We start from the raw sequence: 16,964 nt of genomic DNA, 5'->3' as shown, positions 1-16,964 counted from the left end.
GATCGCCGTCGAGTCGGCGGGTCCTGACCGTCATTCACCGTCGAGTCGGCGCGTCCTGACCGCAGATCGCCGTCGAGTCGGCGGGTCCTGACCGTCATTCACCGTCGAGTCGGCGCAACATCGCCGACCGTCCGGCAGGACGCGCCGACTCGAGCCCGCCTGCGCGTCAGAACGCGCCCACTCGACCCCGCCTGCGCGCGAGGATGCGCCGCCTCGACATGCCTGGCCTGATAGGGATGGTCGTATGGAGCCCGGGACCCAGATCCGCTGCGAGATGACCAAGTGGGGCGATCGGCCGCACTGGCAGCTGGTGGGCACCTACCTCGGAGCCGACGAGCACGGGGAGTGGCTCGGCTACCCGGCCGGCACCCACAACCACCGTCCGGGCCACGAGTTCCACGCGGCCGTCGACTCCGTGACGCTCGTGCAGCCCGACAGCTGGCACCTCGCGACGTTCCAGGCACCCGGCATCTGGTGCGACCTCTACATCGACGTCACCACCCCCGCAGCGTGGGACGGCACCGTGCTCCGCACGGTCGACCTCGACCTCGACGTCATCCGCCTCCCCGACCCCCTGCCGCCCGCAGCGGACGCGCCGTGGGACGTCGCCCCGGCCGGCCCGGGCGAGGTCTTCGTCGACGACGAGGACGAGTTCGCCGAGCACCAGGTGGCCCTCGGCTACCCCGCCGAGGTGGTCGCCCGCGCGCAGGCCTCCTGCGACGCGCTGGTCGCCGCCGTCCGCGCCGGCCTCCCGCCGTACGACGGCGCGCACCGGCGGTGGCTCGACGAGCTCAGCCGCCAGACCTCCGCCTGAGCGCGCGCCGCTCGGAGCGGCTCAGCGCCCGGAACGGCCCGACGAGCCGCGGCCCGGACAGCCGGCTCTCCAGCCGGCGTGCCTCCCGCTTGAGCGGCTGGGCGACGTACTCGCCCAGGATCACGCCGGCGGCGAGCGCGATCGCGACCGAGAGCGCCGTCATCAGCGCCAGGATGCCCTGCGAGATGTAGAGCCCGCCCTCGGCGAGGAACGTCAGGCCGCGGTAGATCGACAGGCCCGGCAGGAACGGCACGATCGCCGGCACCGCGACCACCAGCGGCGGGATCCGCACCCGCCCCGCAACGGCGTAGGCGACCAGGCCGATGAAGAACGCGCACGCGCCGGCCGCCGCCGCCCGACCGAACCCGGCCGCGGTGACGCCCTGCGAGACAGCGGCCGCGCCCGCGGTGATGAGCGCGATCGGCAACGCGGCGCGGCGCGGCGCGTACGACGCGATGCTGAACGCCGCCGCGGACACGGCGGCGCCGCCGAGCACGGCGGGCAGGTCGGACACCTCCACCTTGCCCGGCACCAGCTGGCCGAGCTCGAGGCCCACGCCATCGGCGAGCGAGATGCCGAGCCCGACGCCGGCGATGATGCCGGCGGTCGACATCATCGCCTCGATCAGCCGGGCGCTCGAGGTGAGGTAGAAGCCGGTGAGCGCGTCCTGCACGGCGCCCATCAGACCGATCCCGGCCAGCAGCAGGATGATGTTGGCCGTCACGACCACCGACGGGTCGACCTCGATCGGGCTCGCCGCCACCGCGGCGGCGAGGATCGTCGCGATCGCGCCGCCGGCGACCTGCTGGTAGAAGAACGGCAGCCGGCGCCGGGCGAGCACGATCTGCACCCGGTCGATCAGCGCGGCGGCCACTGCGGCCACCGCGGCCACCACCGGTCCGCCGCCGAGGAAGACGCCGACGGCGGCCGCCATCACCATCCACGCCACCGTCACCGCCCAGCGCGGGAAGGCGTGGCCGAGCGAGACGATCGTGGCCATCCGCGAGCGGGCGAGGTAGACGTCGGCCCGGTCGGAGAGGATGTCGCGCACCAGGTGGTCGACGGCGGTGAGGTGCTCGTAGTCGATGCCGCGGCGCTGCACGTGGCGCAACATCAGCGTCGGTACGTCGTCGGCCGAGCGCTGGTGGCTCATCGAGAGGGCGGTGAACGTCACGTCGATCTCGGCCGCGCGGAGTCCCAGGTGGTCGGCCACCGACCGCATCGTCGCCGTCACGTCGGCCGCGCCCGCGCCCGAGGACAGCAGCATCTCGCCGATCCGCAGGCACAGGTCGATCGTCAGGTTGTCGATGGTCCGCTGCTCCGCCGACGCGGCGTGGTGGTCGGAGCCCTCCGGTGCGTGCGATCGTCCGTCCTCGGGATCCATCCAGCCATGGTGGCAAACGCCCGCCCGGACCGGTCACAGGGGTGAGCCCCACCGCGGAGCGGCTACCTAGACTCGCCGCATGCGCATCGACTTCCACGCGTCGCCGGAGCCGACGCTCGGGGTGGAGTGGGAGCTCGCGCTCGTCGACCGGGCCAGCCGCGACCTCGTCAGCGTCGCCTCCGAGGTCCACGACCTCGCCGGCGGCCGGCTCGACCGGCCCGAGCGGCTCCACAAGGAGCTGCTGCGCAACACCGTCGAGATCGTCACCGGCGTCTGCGACAGCGCGAGCGAGGCCGTCGCCGACCTCCGCGAGACGCTGTCGGTCGTCGCTCCCGCCGCGGCCGAGCTCGGGGTCGACCTCCTCGGCGCCGGCTCGCACCCCTTCGCCGACTGGTCGCACCAGCAGCTCACCGAGGGCCACCGCTACGCCGAGCTGATCAACCGCACGCAGTGGTGGGGTCGCCAGATGCTGATCTGGGGCGTGCACGTGCACGTCGGGATGCCCGAGCGCGACCGGGTGATGCCGGTGCTGGAGTCGATGCTCACCACCTACCCCCACCTCCTGGCGCTCTCGGCGAGCTCGCCGATCTGGGCCGGCCAGGACACCGGCTACGCGTCCAACCGGGCGCTGATGTTCCAGCAGCTCCCGACCGCCGGGCTGCCCTTCGCGTTCGAGACCTGGGCCGAGTTCGAGAAGTGCATCGCCGACCAGACGACGACCGGGATCATCGACTCGATGGCCGACGTGCGGTGGGACCTGCGTCCCGCCCCGCACCTCGGCACGCTCGAGCACCGGGTCTGTGACGGCATGTCCGACCTGCAGGAGCTCGGCGCGCTCACCGCGCTGGTGCACTGCCTCGTCGTCGACCTCGACTCCCGCCTCGCCGCCGGCGAGGAGCTGCCGACCCTGCCGCCGTGGCAGGTGCAGGAGAACAAGTGGCGCGCCGCGCGCTACGGCCTCGAGGCCATCGTCATCGTCGACGACCGCAACCGCGAGCGGCTGGTCACCGAGGACCTCTTCGACCTGCTCGAACGCCTCACCCCGGTCGCGAGGCGACTCGACTGCGAGGCCGAGCTGCGCAGCGTCGCCGACATCCCGGTCCGCGGCGCGTCCTACCAGCGCCAGCGGGCGGTGGCGCACGAGTCCGGGGGCGACCTCGTCGCGGTCGTCGACGCCCTCGTCGCCGAGCTGGCCCACTCGCTGGAGGCCTGAGCCCGCTCCGGCCCGCTCCGGCCCTGCTGCCCTTGTGGCACCCGGCGGGGGGCGAGAGGATGCGCGGACCCCCTCGCCCCGCGAGGGCGGTGGCCGAGACGGAGGAGCAGCCGGTGGTGGACCCGATCGACCCGACGGCGACCGGCTTCCTGCTCGCCGAGAACCGCACCATGCCGATGCACGTCGGCGGCCTCCAGCTCTTCGAGAAGCCCGCCGGGGCCGGCCGCGGCTACGTCCGCGAGATGTACGAGCAGATGCGCGACGTCGAGCAGGTCGCGCCGCTGTTCCTCAAGCACCCGCACCGCTCCGCGCGTACGGCGGGGCAGCTCGTGTGGGTGCCCGACGAGCAGTTCGACATCGAGCACCACGTCCGCCACAGCGCGCTGCCCAAACCGGGACGCGTCCGCGAGCTGCTCGACCTCTGCTCGCGGCTGCACGGCACCCGCCTGGCGTGGGAGCGGCCGCTGTGGGAGGCGCACGTCATCGAGGGCCTGCGCGACGGCCGGGTCGCGATGTACACCAAGACCCACCACGCCCTCGTCGACGGCCTCTCCGCGATGCGGCTGATGGCGAGCGTGCTGTCGACCGACCCCGACGAGCGCGACATGCCCGCGCCGTGGGCGGTGCGTCCACGCCCGCCGCGCGAGAAGCCCGACAGCACCGCCGAGGCGACGCTGTCGGACCTCACCGCGGCCACGGTGCGTACGACGCTCGCGATCGCCGCCGAGGCCGCCGGGATGCCGGGAGCGCTGCTCCGCACCCTCAACAGGAGCGTGCGCAACGAGACCTCGGCGCTCTCGCTCTACGCCCCGCGCACCATCCTCAACCAGGGCATCACCGGCTCGCGCCGCTTCGCCGCCCAGGACTGGCCCGTGGAGCGGCTGCGCGGCGTCGGCCGGGCCACCGGCACGACGATCAACGACGTCGTGCTGGCGATGGTCAGCGGCGCGATGCGGACCTACCTGCTCGAGCTCGACGCCCTTCCCGACACGACGCTGATCTCGATGGTCCCGGTCGCGCTCAACGCCAAGCAGCCGCAGCTCGCGTCGGGCGACGGCGGCAACGCGGTCGGCTCGGTGATGGTGCAGCTCGGCACCCACCTCCCCGACCCGGCGGACCGCCTCGCGGCGATCCACCGCTCGATGACCAACGGCAAGGCCAGCCTGTCGGCGATGACGCCGACCCAGATCCTCGCGATGAGCGCGATCGGACAGGCCCCGGCCATCCTCGGGCCGATCTTCCGGATGCAAGGTGTCGTCCGCCCGCCCTACAACCTCATCGTCAGCAACGTCCCCGGCCCGCGCACCACCCACTACTGGAACGGCGCGCGGCTCACCGGCACCTACCCGCTCTCGATCCCGATCAACGGGATGGCGCTCAACATCACCTGCACCTCCTACGACGGGAAGATGTGCTTCGGGCTCACCGGGTGCCGACGGACGGTCCCCCGCCTGCAGGTGCTGCTGCAGCACCTCGACGACGAGCTGCTGGCACTGGAGCGCACGGCGGGCGTCGTCTAGCTAGCCGACGACGTCGAGGCCGTCGCCGAGCTGCTCGGCGACGGCGGCCAGCCGCGCGCGGGTGATGTCGGCGACCGTGCGCAGGCCGGCGAGCCGCGCGTTGGAGCCCTCCCGGGTCGGCTCGGCGGAGTTGATGCTGATGCACCGACGGGTGCCCCCGTCGGCGGCGTTGGCCAGGGCGACCGCGTGACCGGTGGTGCCGCTGCCGGCGAACGGGTCCAGCACGACGACGTCGTCGGGCAGGGTGGAGAGGATCCGGCGCACGAGGCCGGTGGGCTTGGGCGATTCGAAGACGTGGCCGACCAGTGCCTTGAGCTCCGCGACCGCGCTGTCGGTCGAGCCGATCTCCTCGGCGAGCCAGATGGTGCGCAGCTTCTTGCGGCGTCCGCCGTCGCGGTGCAGCCAGTCGCGCTGGAAGATGTCGGCGCGCTCGCCGGCGCGGCCGCGGATCACCCGGCACTCCAGGTCGTCGGGACGCTCCTCGACCCGCGGCCTCGACCACCGCCACACCGCCGGCCGGCCGTCTCCGAAGACGGGCGTCAGCACCATGCTCCCGTCGAACTCCGCCACCGACACCCGCCCGGTCACGGGGTCGCCGTGGAGCGGGTAGTGGAGGGTCGGCGTGCTCACCGGGTTGAACTTCTTGTTGGTGTTGCGCAGCGGGAGGTAGCGGAACCGGCGCCCATCGGGCGCGGTGAGCGGGAAGTCGTCCGCGTCCACGGCCTCGGCGCTGGTGCCGTCGACCAGGCAGTCGGGCAGGTGGCGGGCGTAGGCGAGGACGTACTCGTGGCTGGTCGCGAACCCGCGGCCGAGCTGGCGACCCTTGGGGTTGAGGTTGACCACCACCTGGGCGAGGAAGTTGGCCTCGCCGAAGACCTCGTCCATCAGCAACCGCAGGTGGGCGACCTCGTTGTCGTCGATGCTGACGAACACCGCCCCGTGGGGGGCGAGCACCTCGCGCACGGCCACGAGGCGCGGGCGCATCATCGCCGTCCAGGCGGCGTGGCGTCCCGCGTACGGGTCGGCGTGGGAGTCGTCGCGGAAGCGGTCGGCGTAGGCGAAGTCGTTGCCCGTGTTGTAGGGCGGGTCGGTGTAGACGAGGTCGACCGAGCCCGCCGGGAGCCGGGGCAGCACGTCGAGGTTGTCGCCGACGTGGAGCGTGTTGCACGCGGCGCCGGGACGTGGCGCGGGCTCGACGGACACGCGCGCCAGCCTAGGGCGTACGCCGGTCCCTCGCGGCGCGCGACCGGACCCGACAACACAATTGTCCCACCAGTCCCACGACGTCCTCTACTCTGGAACGCGTGCCTGCCTCCTCGCGCCGCTCCCGGCCGTCCTCCCGCCGCTCCGTGCCCACCCGCGCCCGGGCGCTGACGCTCGCCACGGCCGGCGTGCTCGTCGCCGGGCTCGCGCTCAACGTCGGCGCCGGACCGTCCGTGGCCGACGACCGCGACGGCGCCCACGGCCGGGCGCTGACCCACGGCGACGCCACCGGCTACCGGGGGCGCAACCAGACCTCCGACGGCAAGCCCGGCATCGTGGTCGGCCCGCCGGTCAACGCCCGCGGGCGCGCGGTCCAGGTGAAGAACGACCTCAGCTACGAGATCGCGCCCGGCGTGGTGCTGCGCGAGTGGGACCAGGTCGACGGGCGCCAGCCGATCGGGCAGGTGCGGATGAACCTGATCACCGTCAACCTCGACTCGCCCAACCTCTCCTTCGAGGAGCTCTCCCCCACGTTCGTCACCAGCCGCAAGAAGGTCAGCCAGCTCGGCGGGTGGAACGACGCGCTCGCCGCGGTCAACGGCGACTTCTTCGACATCGGCAACACCGACGCGCCGCTCGGCGTCTCGATCAACCGCGAGGAGGGCGTCCTCACCGGCTCGCGCGAGGGCTGGATCCCCGGGGTCAACTCGTCCCTGTGGTTCGACGACTCCGGGCCGCACGTCAGCCCGCTGAGCCTGGAGTACACGATCCGGCAGCGCCGGGCCTGGACGGTCAGCGGCATCAACCACCCGAGCATCCCCCCGGGCCAGATCGGCGTGTTCACCTCCGCCTTCAACCGCACCGCGGGCTACAAGGTGACCTCGGGCAAGAAGCGGGCGCGCGAGGTGATCCTGCACAAGAACCGCGTCATCTCCAACCGGCCCAAGCTCTCCAGCGGTCGCAAGATCAAGGGCAAGGAGCGCGTGCTGATCGGCACCGGCAGCGCCGCGGGCAAGCTGAAGAACCTCAAGCGCGGCAAGAAGATCACGCTGTCGCAGCGCATCGTCGGCGGCCGGCCGACGGTCGCCATCAGCGGTGACCGTCCCCTGCTCGTCAACGGCGTCCGCACGGTCGTCAACAACACCATCGCCCACCCCCGCACGGCGGTCGGCATCGACGCCGACGGCCGCAGGCTGCTCATCCTCGTGGTCGACGGGCGCTCGGCGGCGAGCCGCGGCTACACGATGGTCGAGCTGGCCGACATCATGACCGCGCTCGGCGCGGAGAACGCCATCAACCTCGACGGCGGCGGCTCCTCGGCGATGTACAGCCGCACCGGTGCCGGCGACTTCGGCATCGTCAACGAGCCCTCCGACGGCGCCGAGCGGCTCGTGCCCAACGGGTTCGGCGTGGTCTACCACGGCGAGCTGCCCCCGGTCGTGCCGATCCTGCCGCCCCCCACCGTCACGCCGACCCCCACCACGCCGCCGACCACCCCGCCGCCCGTCTCCTGAGGGTGGGCGGGCCCGGGCGGGCGGTCAGGCGTTGGGGGCGGCGAACACCACGACGTACGTCACCGGGGCCAGGCATTGGACGGTGCTCTTCGGCAGGGCCGGCACGACCTGGAAGCCGGCCTCGCCCGCGTCGATGGTGACGCTGCGCGGGGGCTCGCACCCGGTCGACACGACCGCCGCATAGGGCGTCGCGTCGGGCGAGCGGTCGCCCAGGTCTGCCGCGGCGGCGGCGACCGCGTCCGGGAGGCCGGCGTTGAGGTCGGCGACGAAGTCGGCCACGGCCTGCTCGGTGTCGAGCGCGAACGCCATCGTCGAGGGCGACCCCCCGCCCTCCGTCGCGCCGACGACGACCGCCTCGGTGACCCCGGCGGACCCCGCGACGTCGATGGGCTCGGCGCCGGCCGGCACCGACGGCGACTCAGAGGGCGACTCGGACGGCGTCGAGGAGGGCGACTCCGACGAGGTCGCGGGGTCGGACGGGCTCGGGGTGCTCGAGGAGCCGGCCGGGTCGGTCGCCGTCTCGTCGTCGGACCCGCACGCGGCGAGCGTCGCCGAGAGGGCCAGGGCGGCGAGGAGTGCGGAGGCGGACCGGGTGCGGGCGCCCGAGCGACGCGGTGAGGTTGTCATGGTGGTCCGACGATATCGACGCCGGCCCGGCTCCCCCGGCAGGCTCGCACGCGCGGCCGTCACCCCGGGTGCGGGACGTCGCGTCGACGCGTGCGGCCCGCACTGGCAGGCTGGGCGCCATGAGTGGCCCCGAGACCCAGGCCGAGCCGGTTCGTGCGGCCGTGCGCGCCTACGCCGCACGACAGCCGCAGCTCGTCGCGGCGACCGCCGGGTGGGTGACGCTGATCCGCACGTTGCTCGACGACGCGGGCATCGACTACCTGAGCGTCACCGGGCGCACCAAGAGCGTCGCGTCGTTCGCGGCCAAGGCCAACCGGGCCCAGGACGGCCGGCTGGTCTACTCCGACCCGCTGGAGCAGGTGACCGACCAGATCGGCGTCCGGGTCATCACCTACGTCCACAACGACGTGGCGGCCGTCGCCGAGCTGCTGGACGACGAGCTCACCATCCTCGACGACCGCGACCTCGGCGAGGAGACCGCGCGCGCGGGCCGCTTCGGCTACGCGAGCCGGCACCTCCTCGTGCGCACCGACGCGGCCGAGGAGCACCCCGAGCTCGTCGGCGAGCGCGCCAGCGTCCAGGTCCGCACGGTGCTCCAGCACGCGTGGGCGGAGTTCGAGCACGACATCCGCTACAAGGGCAACGTGCCCGAGGACGCCGCCGCCGACCTCGACCGCCGCTTCACCCTCGCCGCCGGCCTGATCGAGCTGGCCGACCGTGAGTTCGCCACGATCCGCGAGCGGATCCAGGCGGCCGCCCCGGGCAGCCACGCCGAGGCCGACGCCGACCACATCGTCGGGCAGGAGCTCGCGACGTTCCTCGCCGGGCACTACAGCGACGCCGGCTGGTCGCACACCGACCACTACGACTGGATCGCCGGGCTGCTCGCCGAGCTCGGCATCGACAGCGTCGACGACCTCGCCGACCTGCTCACCTCCGTCGACGCCGACGCGGTGATCCGCCGGATGGGCTACCGCTACCCCGCCGGGGCGGTGCGCCGCCTCGACGACGCGCTGCTCGCGATCTTCGGCGAGCAGTACGTCACCCTCGAGGGCAACAGCCACCGCGTGCCGTTGCTGCGCGCCCGGCTGGAGAAGCTCACCACCCCCGAGGGCTGACCGGGCGCTGCGCCCGGTCGGCCATCGGGGGTGGTGAGCTGGGCCGGAGCGGTCAGCCGAAGTAGGTGGCGAAGATCTCGTCGTAGGTGCCGTTCTCGCGGAGCTCGGCGAGCGTGCTGTTGATGGTGCGCAGCAGCGGGATGTTGCCGTCCTTCTTCACCGCCATGCCGTACTGCTCACCGGTCTCGAACTCGCGGGCGAGCTTGAGCCTGCGGTTGGAGGAGACGAACTGCCCGGACACGGTGTTGTCGAGCATCGCGGCGTCGAGCGAACCGGCCGCGAGCGCGGCCTCCAGGCCGGCCGCGTCGTCGAAGGTGACGATCTGGGTGGTCTTCGGGGCGAAGTCCTTCAGGTAGGTCTCGCCGGTGGTCTCCTTCTGCGCGCCGACCCGCATGCCGGCGAGCTCGGGCAGCGTGTCGAGGCCGGAGCCACGTGGCGTGATCAGGGCCTGCTTGGCGTCGAAGTAGGGGCTGGAGAAGTCGAGCACGCGCGCGCGCTCGCCGGTGATCGTCATCGCCGAGATGGCGAGGTCGCACACGTCGTTGTTGAGCGAGGTGCCCGAGGTGATGTCGTCGAACGACACGTCGATCACGTCCAGCTCGGCGTCGAGCTCGTCGGCGACCTCGCGCACCAGGTCGATGTCGAAGCCGGTCGGCTTGCCGTCCTTCTCGAACTCGAACGGCGCGTAGGGAATGTCGCTGCAGACGGTGAGCGCGCCGCTGAAGACCAGCGACACGTCGCTCAGCGCGTCGGCCTCGTCGGCGTTGGCGTTGCCGCCGCAGGCGCTCAGGGTGGCGATCAGGGCGACCGACGACAGGGCGGCGAGCGCGGTGCGGGCGGGGCCGGCGCGTCGGGGGGTGCGGGTCATGGCGTCAGTTCGCATTCACGGTGAGCGACTCACGCAGTCGCGTGAGGGCGTATTCGGTGATCTTCACGAGCGCACCCTTGGCCTGCTCGCGGTCGCGGGCGTCGAGGCTGATGATCGGCACGTCGGCGGGCAGGGCCAGCGCGGCGGCGATCTCCTCGGCGGGGTAGCGCGGGACGCCGTCGAACTCGTTGACAGCGACGATGAACGGGATGCCCTTGGACTCGAAGTAGTCGAGCGGGGAGAACGACTCGTCGAGGCGAGCCACGTCGACCAGCACGATCGCGCCGATCGCGCCGCGGCACAGGTCGTCCCACATGAACCAGAAGCGGCGCTGACCGGGCGTGCCGAATAGGTAGAGGACGAGGTCCTCGGCCAGCGTCAGCCGGCCGAAGTCCATCGCGACGGTCGTGGTGGCCTTGGTGGGCACCGCAGCGAGGTCGTCGACGCCCTCGGACTCGTTGGTGACGAGCGCCTCGGTGCGCAGCGGGTCGATCTCCGAGACGGCGCCGACGAGCGTCGACTTGCCGACGCCGAAGCCGCCGGCGATGACGATCTTCGTCGACGCGGCCGCCCGCTGTGCCTTAGTAGTTTCGAAGTCCACGGAGGGTCCTTTCGATGAGCTCGAGCCGCTCATCTGTCGACGTGCTGTCGGTGATGGTGGCCTGGATGCGGACCAGGCCCTGCTCGATCAGGTCGCCCAGCAGCACCCGGGTCACGCCGATCGGCATCTTGGTCAGGGCGGACACCTCGGCCACGGAACGCCGGTCGCAGACCTCGAGAACCTGCGCAGCGGACGGGGAGAGCACCGGGGCCTCCACCCCTGCCTGCAGGCGCAGCGTGGCCTCCATGGCCAGCTCGACCTTGGCAGCCGTCCTGCCTGCGGTGAGGGTGTAGGACCGGATCAACCGGGGGCGGTAGCCCTCGTCGTCCGGATCGTCTGGAGGCGTCACGGCTCGAGTCCGCTCAGACGCCCGTACCGACGCGGGCCTGGGCCTCGACGGTACGTCCCACGCGGTCCACCAGCAGGGCCATCTCGTAGCCCACCTGGCCGATGTCGGCCTCCTCGGTCGTCAGCACGGTGAGGTTGGACCCGTCGCCGACGCTCATCAGCATCAGGAAGCCCATCTCCATCTCGACGATGGTCTGCATCACCGAGCCGCCCTCGAAGAGGCGGGCCGCGCCCACCGCGAGGCTGGCGAGTCCCGACGAGACGGCCGCGACCTGCTCGGCGCGCTCGCCCGGGATGCTGGTGCTGGAGGCCATCAGGAGGCCGTCGGCGGACACGAGGATCGCGTGCGCCGCGTCGGGCACGTCGTCGACGAATCGCGACATCACCCAGTCGAGATCTCGGTCGTCACCAGCCGTGCTGGCGGCGGGGGCAGCGGAGGTGTCGTGAGTCATGAAGGGCCTGCTTCCGTGTGCTGAGTGGAACTTTGGGCTGCTCGTCGCCCGCGGGAGACACCCGCGGTGTGTGCCTGGAGGCGCCGGCGGATCGCTTCGGGGTCGCGCGTCTTGGCTGCGGTGGGCGGCGTCACGCTACCGGGAACGAGGCGCTCGCCGGGTGCGCGTCGCGGAAGTCCGACGGGCGTCGACTCCACGACCGGGGCCGGCTCGGTGACCTGCTCGGCGAGCTCCCAGCCGCGATCGACCTCGGTCTGGTGCCACTCGCCCTCGCCGTCACCGGCCAGCCAGCCCGAGCGCATCGACTTGAAGATCGGCGACTCGCCACCGGATCGGGCCGGCTCGGCGCGACGGCTCGGCAGGCCGAGGCTGCCCTCGGCCGCGTAGCCGTTGGCGGTGTGGCCGTCGGCCGCGTGCCCGTCGGGGAGGGGGGCAGCGGCGTCGTAGGACGCCACCGGCTCGGGCTCGGGCTCCGGGCGGGCCTCCGCGGCCGGCTCGGGCTCGGGCTCGGACTGGGCGACCGGCTGCTGCCGGACGGGAGCGCCCAGGCCCAGCGGGTCGTCGGCGTCTACCTCCACCTCGCGGTCGTGCTCGCTGCGGGCGGCGGGTGCCGGCTCGGCGACGTACGGGTCGGCGACGAACGGGTCGGGCCGTGCCGGCTCGGCCGTGAACGGCTCGGCGGGCGCGGGCTCGGCGTCGAACCGGTCGGCTGCGAACGGGTCGTCCAGCGCGCCGGCCGGGAGCGGGTCGGAGAGCGGGTCCGACAACGGGTCGGACAGCGGGTCGTGCGCCCGGGCGGGCTGCGCGACCGGCTGCTCGGCAGCGGGTGCGTCGAGCGGTGCCTCGGGCTGGACGTCGGGCTGGACGTCGGCCTGGGCGACGGTCTCAGCCGGGGTCTCTGCCTGCGTCTCGGCCGGGGTCTTGACCGGGGTCTCGGGGTGCGCGGCCTGCTGCTCGGCCTGCGCCCGCTGGCGCGAGGCGAGGGCGGTGATCGGGACGACCCGCGCGACGCGCTCGGCGCGCTCGGCGGGAGCCCGCTCGGCGGGGGCCGTGTCGGGCTTCACGCCGGAGGGCTCGGGCCGCTTGCCGAAGAGCGGGCCGGTGGCGCCCGAGGTCTCGGGCGGCGTGAACGCGTCCGCACCGGTGCGCGGCATGTTGGCGCCCGGATCACGGCGCGGGAGCAGCGTGTCGAGCGGCGGCCGGTCGGGGGTCGGCTCGGACGAGGCGGACGCGGCCGGGGCCGTCGGCGCGGTCGCCGGGGTGGTTGCCGGGGTGGTCGCGGAGGTGGTCCCAGCGTCGGGCGCTGTCGCGGCGGGCTCCAGCTCGGCCTCGGCCTTGGCGGCCCTGGCTCCGGCCTTCGCCTCGGCGGCGGCGGCGCGCTCGGCGGCCTTGGCCTCGGCCTTCTCGGCGCGGGCACGGTTGCGCGCCTCGCGCTTGGACAGGACCTGGGTGTCGCCGGCCGCGGCGCCGACGAGGTCGGAGCCGACGCTCGACGAGGCGGCGGCGCTGCTCGTGTCGGCCGCCGGGGCCGGGGCGCTCGCCCCTGCCAGGTCGGGGAGGACCGACAGCGGGAGGTGGACGGTGGCCGTCATGCCGCCACCGGGGTTGCGGGCCAGGCGGGTCTCGATGTCGTGGCGCTCCGCGAGGCGCGACACCACGAACAGGCCCATGCGGCGGGCGGTGTCGGGGGTGGCCTCGGCGCCGTGCTGCAGGTCGCTGTTGAGCTGCTCGAGCTCGGCGGGCGGCACGCCCAGGCCCGAGTCCGTGATCGTGATGCTCACCCCGTCGGGGCCCTGCTTGGCGGCCAACCGGACGGGCTCGGCCGGGGGCGAGAAGCTCAGGGCGTTGTCGACCAGCTCGGTGAGGAGGTGGACGACGTCCGCAGCAGCCTCGTCGCCGACGCGGGTGCTGAGGTTGGAGAGGATCTGCACGCGCTGGTAGTCCTGCACGCCGGAGGTCGCGGCCTGCAGCGCCTCGCCGACGGTCAGGCTGAACTGGCCGGCGGCACGGTTGGGAGCGTCGGCCAGGATCAGCAGCGAGTCGGCCGTGCGGCGCATCCGCGAGGCGAGGTGGTCGAGGCGGAACAGCGACTCGAGTCGCTTGGGGTCCTCCTCGTCGTGCTCGAGGCGCTCGATCTGCGCGAGCTGCTGGTTGACCAGGGAGGTCGAGCGGCGCGAGAGCGTGACGAACATGGCGTTGACGGTCTGGCGGAGCTGGGCCTCGCCGGACGCGAGGTGGATGGCCTGCCGGTGGAGGTCGTCGACCGCCCGGGCGACCTGACCGATCTCCTCGTCGGTGTCGACGTCGATGGGCCGGATCGGCTCGGGCTCCTGGCCGGCGCGGATCCGGGCGACCGCGTCGGGAAGACGGTGGCGGGCCACGGCGAGGGCGCCGTCGCGGACCCTGCTCATCGGGTCGAGGAGGCTGTGGGCGATGAAGAACGCCAGCGCGATCGCCGCGCCGAGGGCCAGGAGGGTGAGCACGGCGCCGATCAGGGCGTTGCGCTGCGCGGCACCGGCCGCGCTGTCGAGGGTCGCGGTCACGCCGCTGACGAGGCTCTCGGTGATCTCGTCGTAGGGCGTGTACGCGTCGCGGCCGTCGAGGTCGGTGGCGGCGTCGTCGCGGATCTGGCCGGCGTGGCGGGTGTTCTGCGTGCGGAGGAGGGCGGTCTGGTCCTCCACACCCTCCACCGACCCGGCGAGACGGTCGATGGCCGCGGCCTCGACGCCGATCTCGGAGAAGAGCTCCTGCGAGCTGGACTGGGACAGGGTGGTCGCGAGCAGGCCCTGCTGCAGCGCGAGGGAGAGCCGTCCGCTCATCGTCTGCGAGAGCTGCTCGAGGCGCGGCTCGGGGGTCTCCTGCGCGGCGTTCACGCTGGTGATGAGCTGCGAGACGCTGGACTCGAGCTGTCGCACGAGCGCGATCCACGTGGCCGGGCCGAGCGTCTCGGCACCCTCGCCGCGCATGGCCTGGCTGAGGTCGAGGAGGGCGTTGACGTGGGCGACCTGCAGGTCGTCGAGCTCGGCCTCGTCGCGGGCCTGCACCAGCGTCTCGGCGTTGTCGGAGATGTCGCTGATCGCATCGATCAGGTCGCCCTGGCTCGCGGCGCTGTCGGACTGCGCTGCCACCATCGCCGTCTCGGACGCGGTGAGGTAGTCGATCGCGGGCTGGATGACCGTCACCTGCTGCGCGCTGCGGGCAGCCTGACGCGAGTCGCCGTAGTCGCCGGAGACCCGCAGGCCGCCGAGCAGGGCCGCGAGCAGCAGCGGGATCGCGAGGGCCAGTGCCATCTTCCGGCCCAGCGGCCAGCCGGCGACCGAGAGACCCACACCCTTCCGGGTCCGGGCTGCGTCCTGAGTCATGTGTGCCTCGCCTGTCGTGAGCGCCTACGTCGAAGTCGAGAACGCGTCAGCGGGACCGACGCAGGCTCAACCTAAGGAGTTCGGCGACATCGCGTGGTGTTTTCGCAGAACTCGGGTCGCGGGGTGTATGGGAGCCGAGAGGTGCACGGACCTTCCACCGACGACCGGGATCGGGACCTCGGGACGCTCCTGCCTGGAGCGTCACCGACCCGGTCGACGCGCCCGAGATGCGCCGCAACGACCCGCCGCATCCTCGCCCAGCGGCAGGACAACCGCAACCCATTCGTCGACCGCCCCGGAGCGGCGCCCCGATCCGGGGCCGACGCCCGCGTCGGCAGCCTCGGGCGGGTCAGCCGCCGGAGCCGTGGTTGTGAGGCGGGACGACCGGCCCCTCGGAGGGCTGGACGACGACGAAGCCCGGACCCTGGAAGGCGTACTGGAACGCCTCGCCCGTGCCGCCGCGCACCAGCGAGCGCACGTTCATCGAGCTGACGACCTGCGGGACCAGGCTCGCCGACCAGCACACGGCGGCGTTGACGTCGACGTAGGTCGGGGACTGTGTGCAGTCCAGGATCAGCGGCTGTCCGTCGCTGGTGAGCGCGACGGTGCCGGCACCCTGGATCAGCGTGTTGAACATCCCGCCGCTCATCATCCCGGCTCCCTTGACCCGGTGGACGTCGTAGTCGAGCGTCGCGTCCATGGCGAGCAGCGCGGTGCCGTTGACCGAGAGCCCGTCGCCCTCGAGGTGGACCAGGAAGATGTCCTTGGCGCTGTCGGCGAAGAACACCTCGCCCTGCCCCGACACCGTCATCAGCGGCGTGTCCTCCGACGTCACCAACCGGCGCATCATCTTGCCGAGCGAGCCGGCCGACTTGTGCTCGAAGGACACCTGCCCCTGGTAGGCGACCATCGAGCCCTTGGCGGCCAGCACCGGCTCGCCCAGCACCGCTCGCAGCGTCTTGCGGTGGTGCAGGCTGAAGCGCTCGGTGGTCGCGTTCTCCTGGTTGGTCTGGTCGAAGAGCTCGCTGCGCATCGTTCCCCCCGGCGCTCGACGTGGTGGTCGGCGACCGCCCCGGGTCGCCTCGCAGGGCAGCCTAGCGACAGGCGCGGCGACGCTCAGGCACGGTCGACCTCGCTCTGCAGCTTGAGCACGGTCGTGCCGTCGTCCTGCTCGATGACGTAGGCCGGGTCGTCGTCGCTGCCCCTGCGGGTGACGTCCTGGCCCTTGGTCGTCCGGGAGATCTCCTCGTGGTGCACCTCCTTGACGGTGCCCTCGGCCCACGACGAGCCCCACCTCCACCTCACGCGCGTGCCGCTGCGGATCGCCATGGGCCCACGCTGCCACCGGGGGCGCGCCATCGCCCCACCCCTCAGGAGCGGACGTGCATCCGCTCGCCCTGCGGCCCGAAGATCGCCAGCACCTCGGCCGGCGTCGGACCGGGATTGCCGATCCAGTGGGGCGTACGGGTGTCGAACTCCACCACCTCGCCGGGCTCGAGCAGCAGGTCGCGGGTGCCGAGCACCAGGCGCACCCGGCCGCTGAGGACGTAGAGCCACTCGTAGCCCTCGTGGGTCTGCAGGGTCGGGCGGGGGTCGCGCTCGACCGGCAACACCATCTTGAACGACTGCAGCCCGCCGGGTCTGCGGGTGAGCGAGATGAACGTGCGTCCGTGGCGCACGACCGGCTTCGAGCGGATGCGCGGGTCACCGGTCTCGGGCGCGTCGACGAGCTCGTCGAGCGCGACGCGGTGGGCGCGCGCGAGCGGCAGCAGCAGCTCGAGGGTGGGCTTGCGCTGGCCCGACTCGAGCCGCGACAGCGTGCTCACCGAGATGCCGGTCTCCTCCGCGAGGTCGCTCAGGGTCGCCTCGCGCTCGAGCCGCAGCTGGCGCAGCCGGGTGCCCACGCCGCGCAGCACCTCCTCGTCGTCCACGACCCCAGT

At 73.0% G+C, this 16,964-nt stretch carries 16 protein-coding genes; 5 read left to right on the top strand and 11 right to left on the bottom strand.

Annotated elements, in window-relative coordinates; translation table 11 throughout:
- Positions 1-244: 244 nt before the first annotated feature.
- On the top strand, positions 245-814 hold the full coding sequence (locus tag AC4H2S_RS19030; RefSeq protein WP_491498552.1) for a DUF402 domain-containing protein: 570 nt from the start codon (positions 245-247) through the stop codon (positions 812-814).
- On the opposite strand, the gene AC4H2S_RS19025 is transcribed toward AC4H2S_RS19030, so the two are convergent.
- The gene (locus tag AC4H2S_RS19025) at positions 792-2,198 is read right to left on the bottom strand and encodes a threonine/serine exporter family protein (RefSeq protein WP_491498551.1); all 1,407 of its coding nucleotides are present in this window, start codon (positions 2,196-2,198) and stop codon (positions 792-794) included. The genes AC4H2S_RS19030 and AC4H2S_RS19025 overlap by 23 nt on opposite strands.
- Positions 2,199-2,277: 79 nt before the next feature.
- Here AC4H2S_RS19025 and AC4H2S_RS19020 point away from each other — a divergent pair, with 79 nt between their 5' ends.
- The gene (locus AC4H2S_RS19020) at positions 2,278-3,411 is read left to right on the top strand and encodes a glutamate--cysteine ligase (RefSeq protein ID WP_491498550.1); all 1,134 of its coding nucleotides are present in this window, start codon (positions 2,278-2,280) and stop codon (positions 3,409-3,411) included.
- A 113-nt stretch (positions 3,412-3,524) separates the two neighbouring features.
- Entirely contained in the window at positions 3,525-4,931 is a 1,407-nt protein-coding gene (locus AC4H2S_RS19015) for a WS/DGAT/MGAT family O-acyltransferase (protein ID WP_491498549.1), read from the top strand.
- On the opposite strand, the gene AC4H2S_RS19010 is transcribed toward AC4H2S_RS19015, so the two are convergent.
- Complete coding sequence (locus tag AC4H2S_RS19010; RefSeq protein ID WP_491498548.1) at positions 4,932-6,134, bottom strand: site-specific DNA-methyltransferase; 1,203 nt, start codon at positions 6,132-6,134, stop codon at positions 4,932-4,934.
- A gap of 101 nt (positions 6,135-6,235) precedes the next feature.
- Between AC4H2S_RS19010 and AC4H2S_RS19005 the strand changes: the two genes are divergently transcribed.
- Positions 6,236-7,648, top strand: coding sequence for a phosphodiester glycosidase family protein (locus AC4H2S_RS19005; protein ID WP_491498547.1), 1,413 nt, complete (start codon positions 6,236-6,238; stop codon positions 7,646-7,648).
- Positions 7,649-7,672: 24 nt separating this feature from the next.
- Here AC4H2S_RS19005 and AC4H2S_RS19000 read toward each other — a convergent pair whose 3' ends face one another.
- Positions 7,673-8,275, bottom strand: coding sequence for a hypothetical protein (locus AC4H2S_RS19000; RefSeq protein WP_491498546.1), 603 nt, complete (start codon positions 8,273-8,275; stop codon positions 7,673-7,675).
- A gap of 119 nt (positions 8,276-8,394) precedes the next feature.
- Here AC4H2S_RS19000 and AC4H2S_RS18995 point away from each other — a divergent pair, with 119 nt between their 5' ends.
- Positions 8,395-9,393, top strand: coding sequence for a GTP pyrophosphokinase (locus AC4H2S_RS18995; protein ID WP_491498545.1), 999 nt, complete (start codon positions 8,395-8,397; stop codon positions 9,391-9,393).
- Positions 9,394-9,445: 52 nt separating this feature from the next.
- Here AC4H2S_RS18995 and AC4H2S_RS18990 read toward each other — a convergent pair whose 3' ends face one another.
- The 8 genes from AC4H2S_RS18990 to AC4H2S_RS18955 all read right to left on the bottom strand — a co-directional run bounded on the left by AC4H2S_RS18990 (position 9,446) and on the right by AC4H2S_RS18955 (position 16,955).
- Positions 9,446-10,261 (bottom strand): ABC transporter substrate-binding protein, encoded by an 816-nt coding sequence (locus AC4H2S_RS18990; RefSeq protein WP_491498544.1) that lies wholly within the window; start codon positions 10,259-10,261, stop codon positions 9,446-9,448.
- A 4-nt stretch (positions 10,262-10,265) separates the two neighbouring features.
- The gene (locus tag AC4H2S_RS18985; protein ID WP_307820992.1) at positions 10,266-10,862 is read right to left on the bottom strand and encodes a GTP-binding protein; all 597 of its coding nucleotides are present in this window, start codon (positions 10,860-10,862) and stop codon (positions 10,266-10,268) included.
- On the bottom strand, positions 10,843-11,211 hold the full coding sequence (locus AC4H2S_RS18980) for a DUF742 domain-containing protein (protein ID WP_491498543.1): 369 nt from the start codon (positions 11,209-11,211) through the stop codon (positions 10,843-10,845). The genes AC4H2S_RS18985 and AC4H2S_RS18980 overlap by 20 nt, the downstream gene beginning before the upstream one ends.
- A gap of 13 nt (positions 11,212-11,224) precedes the next feature.
- On the bottom strand, positions 11,225-11,662 hold the full coding sequence (locus AC4H2S_RS18975) for a roadblock/LC7 domain-containing protein (RefSeq protein ID WP_491498542.1): 438 nt from the start codon (positions 11,660-11,662) through the stop codon (positions 11,225-11,227).
- Complete coding sequence (locus AC4H2S_RS18970) at positions 11,659-15,024, bottom strand: sensor histidine kinase (protein WP_491498541.1); 3,366 nt, start codon at positions 15,022-15,024, stop codon at positions 11,659-11,661. The genes AC4H2S_RS18975 and AC4H2S_RS18970 overlap by 4 nt, the downstream gene beginning before the upstream one ends.
- Before the next feature lie 349 nt (positions 15,025-15,373).
- On the bottom strand, positions 15,374-16,057 hold the full coding sequence (locus AC4H2S_RS18965) for an AIM24 family protein (protein WP_491498540.1): 684 nt from the start codon (positions 16,055-16,057) through the stop codon (positions 15,374-15,376).
- Positions 16,058-16,140: 83 nt separating this feature from the next.
- A complete protein-coding gene (locus AC4H2S_RS18960) occupies positions 16,141-16,353 on the bottom strand; it encodes a hypervirulence associated TUDOR domain-containing protein (protein ID WP_491498539.1) in 213 nt (70 codons plus the stop codon).
- A gap of 41 nt (positions 16,354-16,394) precedes the next feature.
- Positions 16,395-16,955 carry a helix-turn-helix domain-containing protein gene (locus AC4H2S_RS18955; protein ID WP_491498538.1) on the bottom strand — a complete coding sequence of 187 codons (561 nt, stop codon included), beginning with the start codon at positions 16,953-16,955 and terminating at the stop codon, positions 16,395-16,397.
- Between the last annotated feature and the right edge of the window lie 9 nt (positions 16,956-16,964).

This window comes from Nocardioides sp. Z13_37 (genome assembly GCF_058355585.1).
The sequence above is the reverse complement of the archived record's forward strand: the minus strand, read 5'-3'. Positions and strand labels throughout refer to the sequence as shown.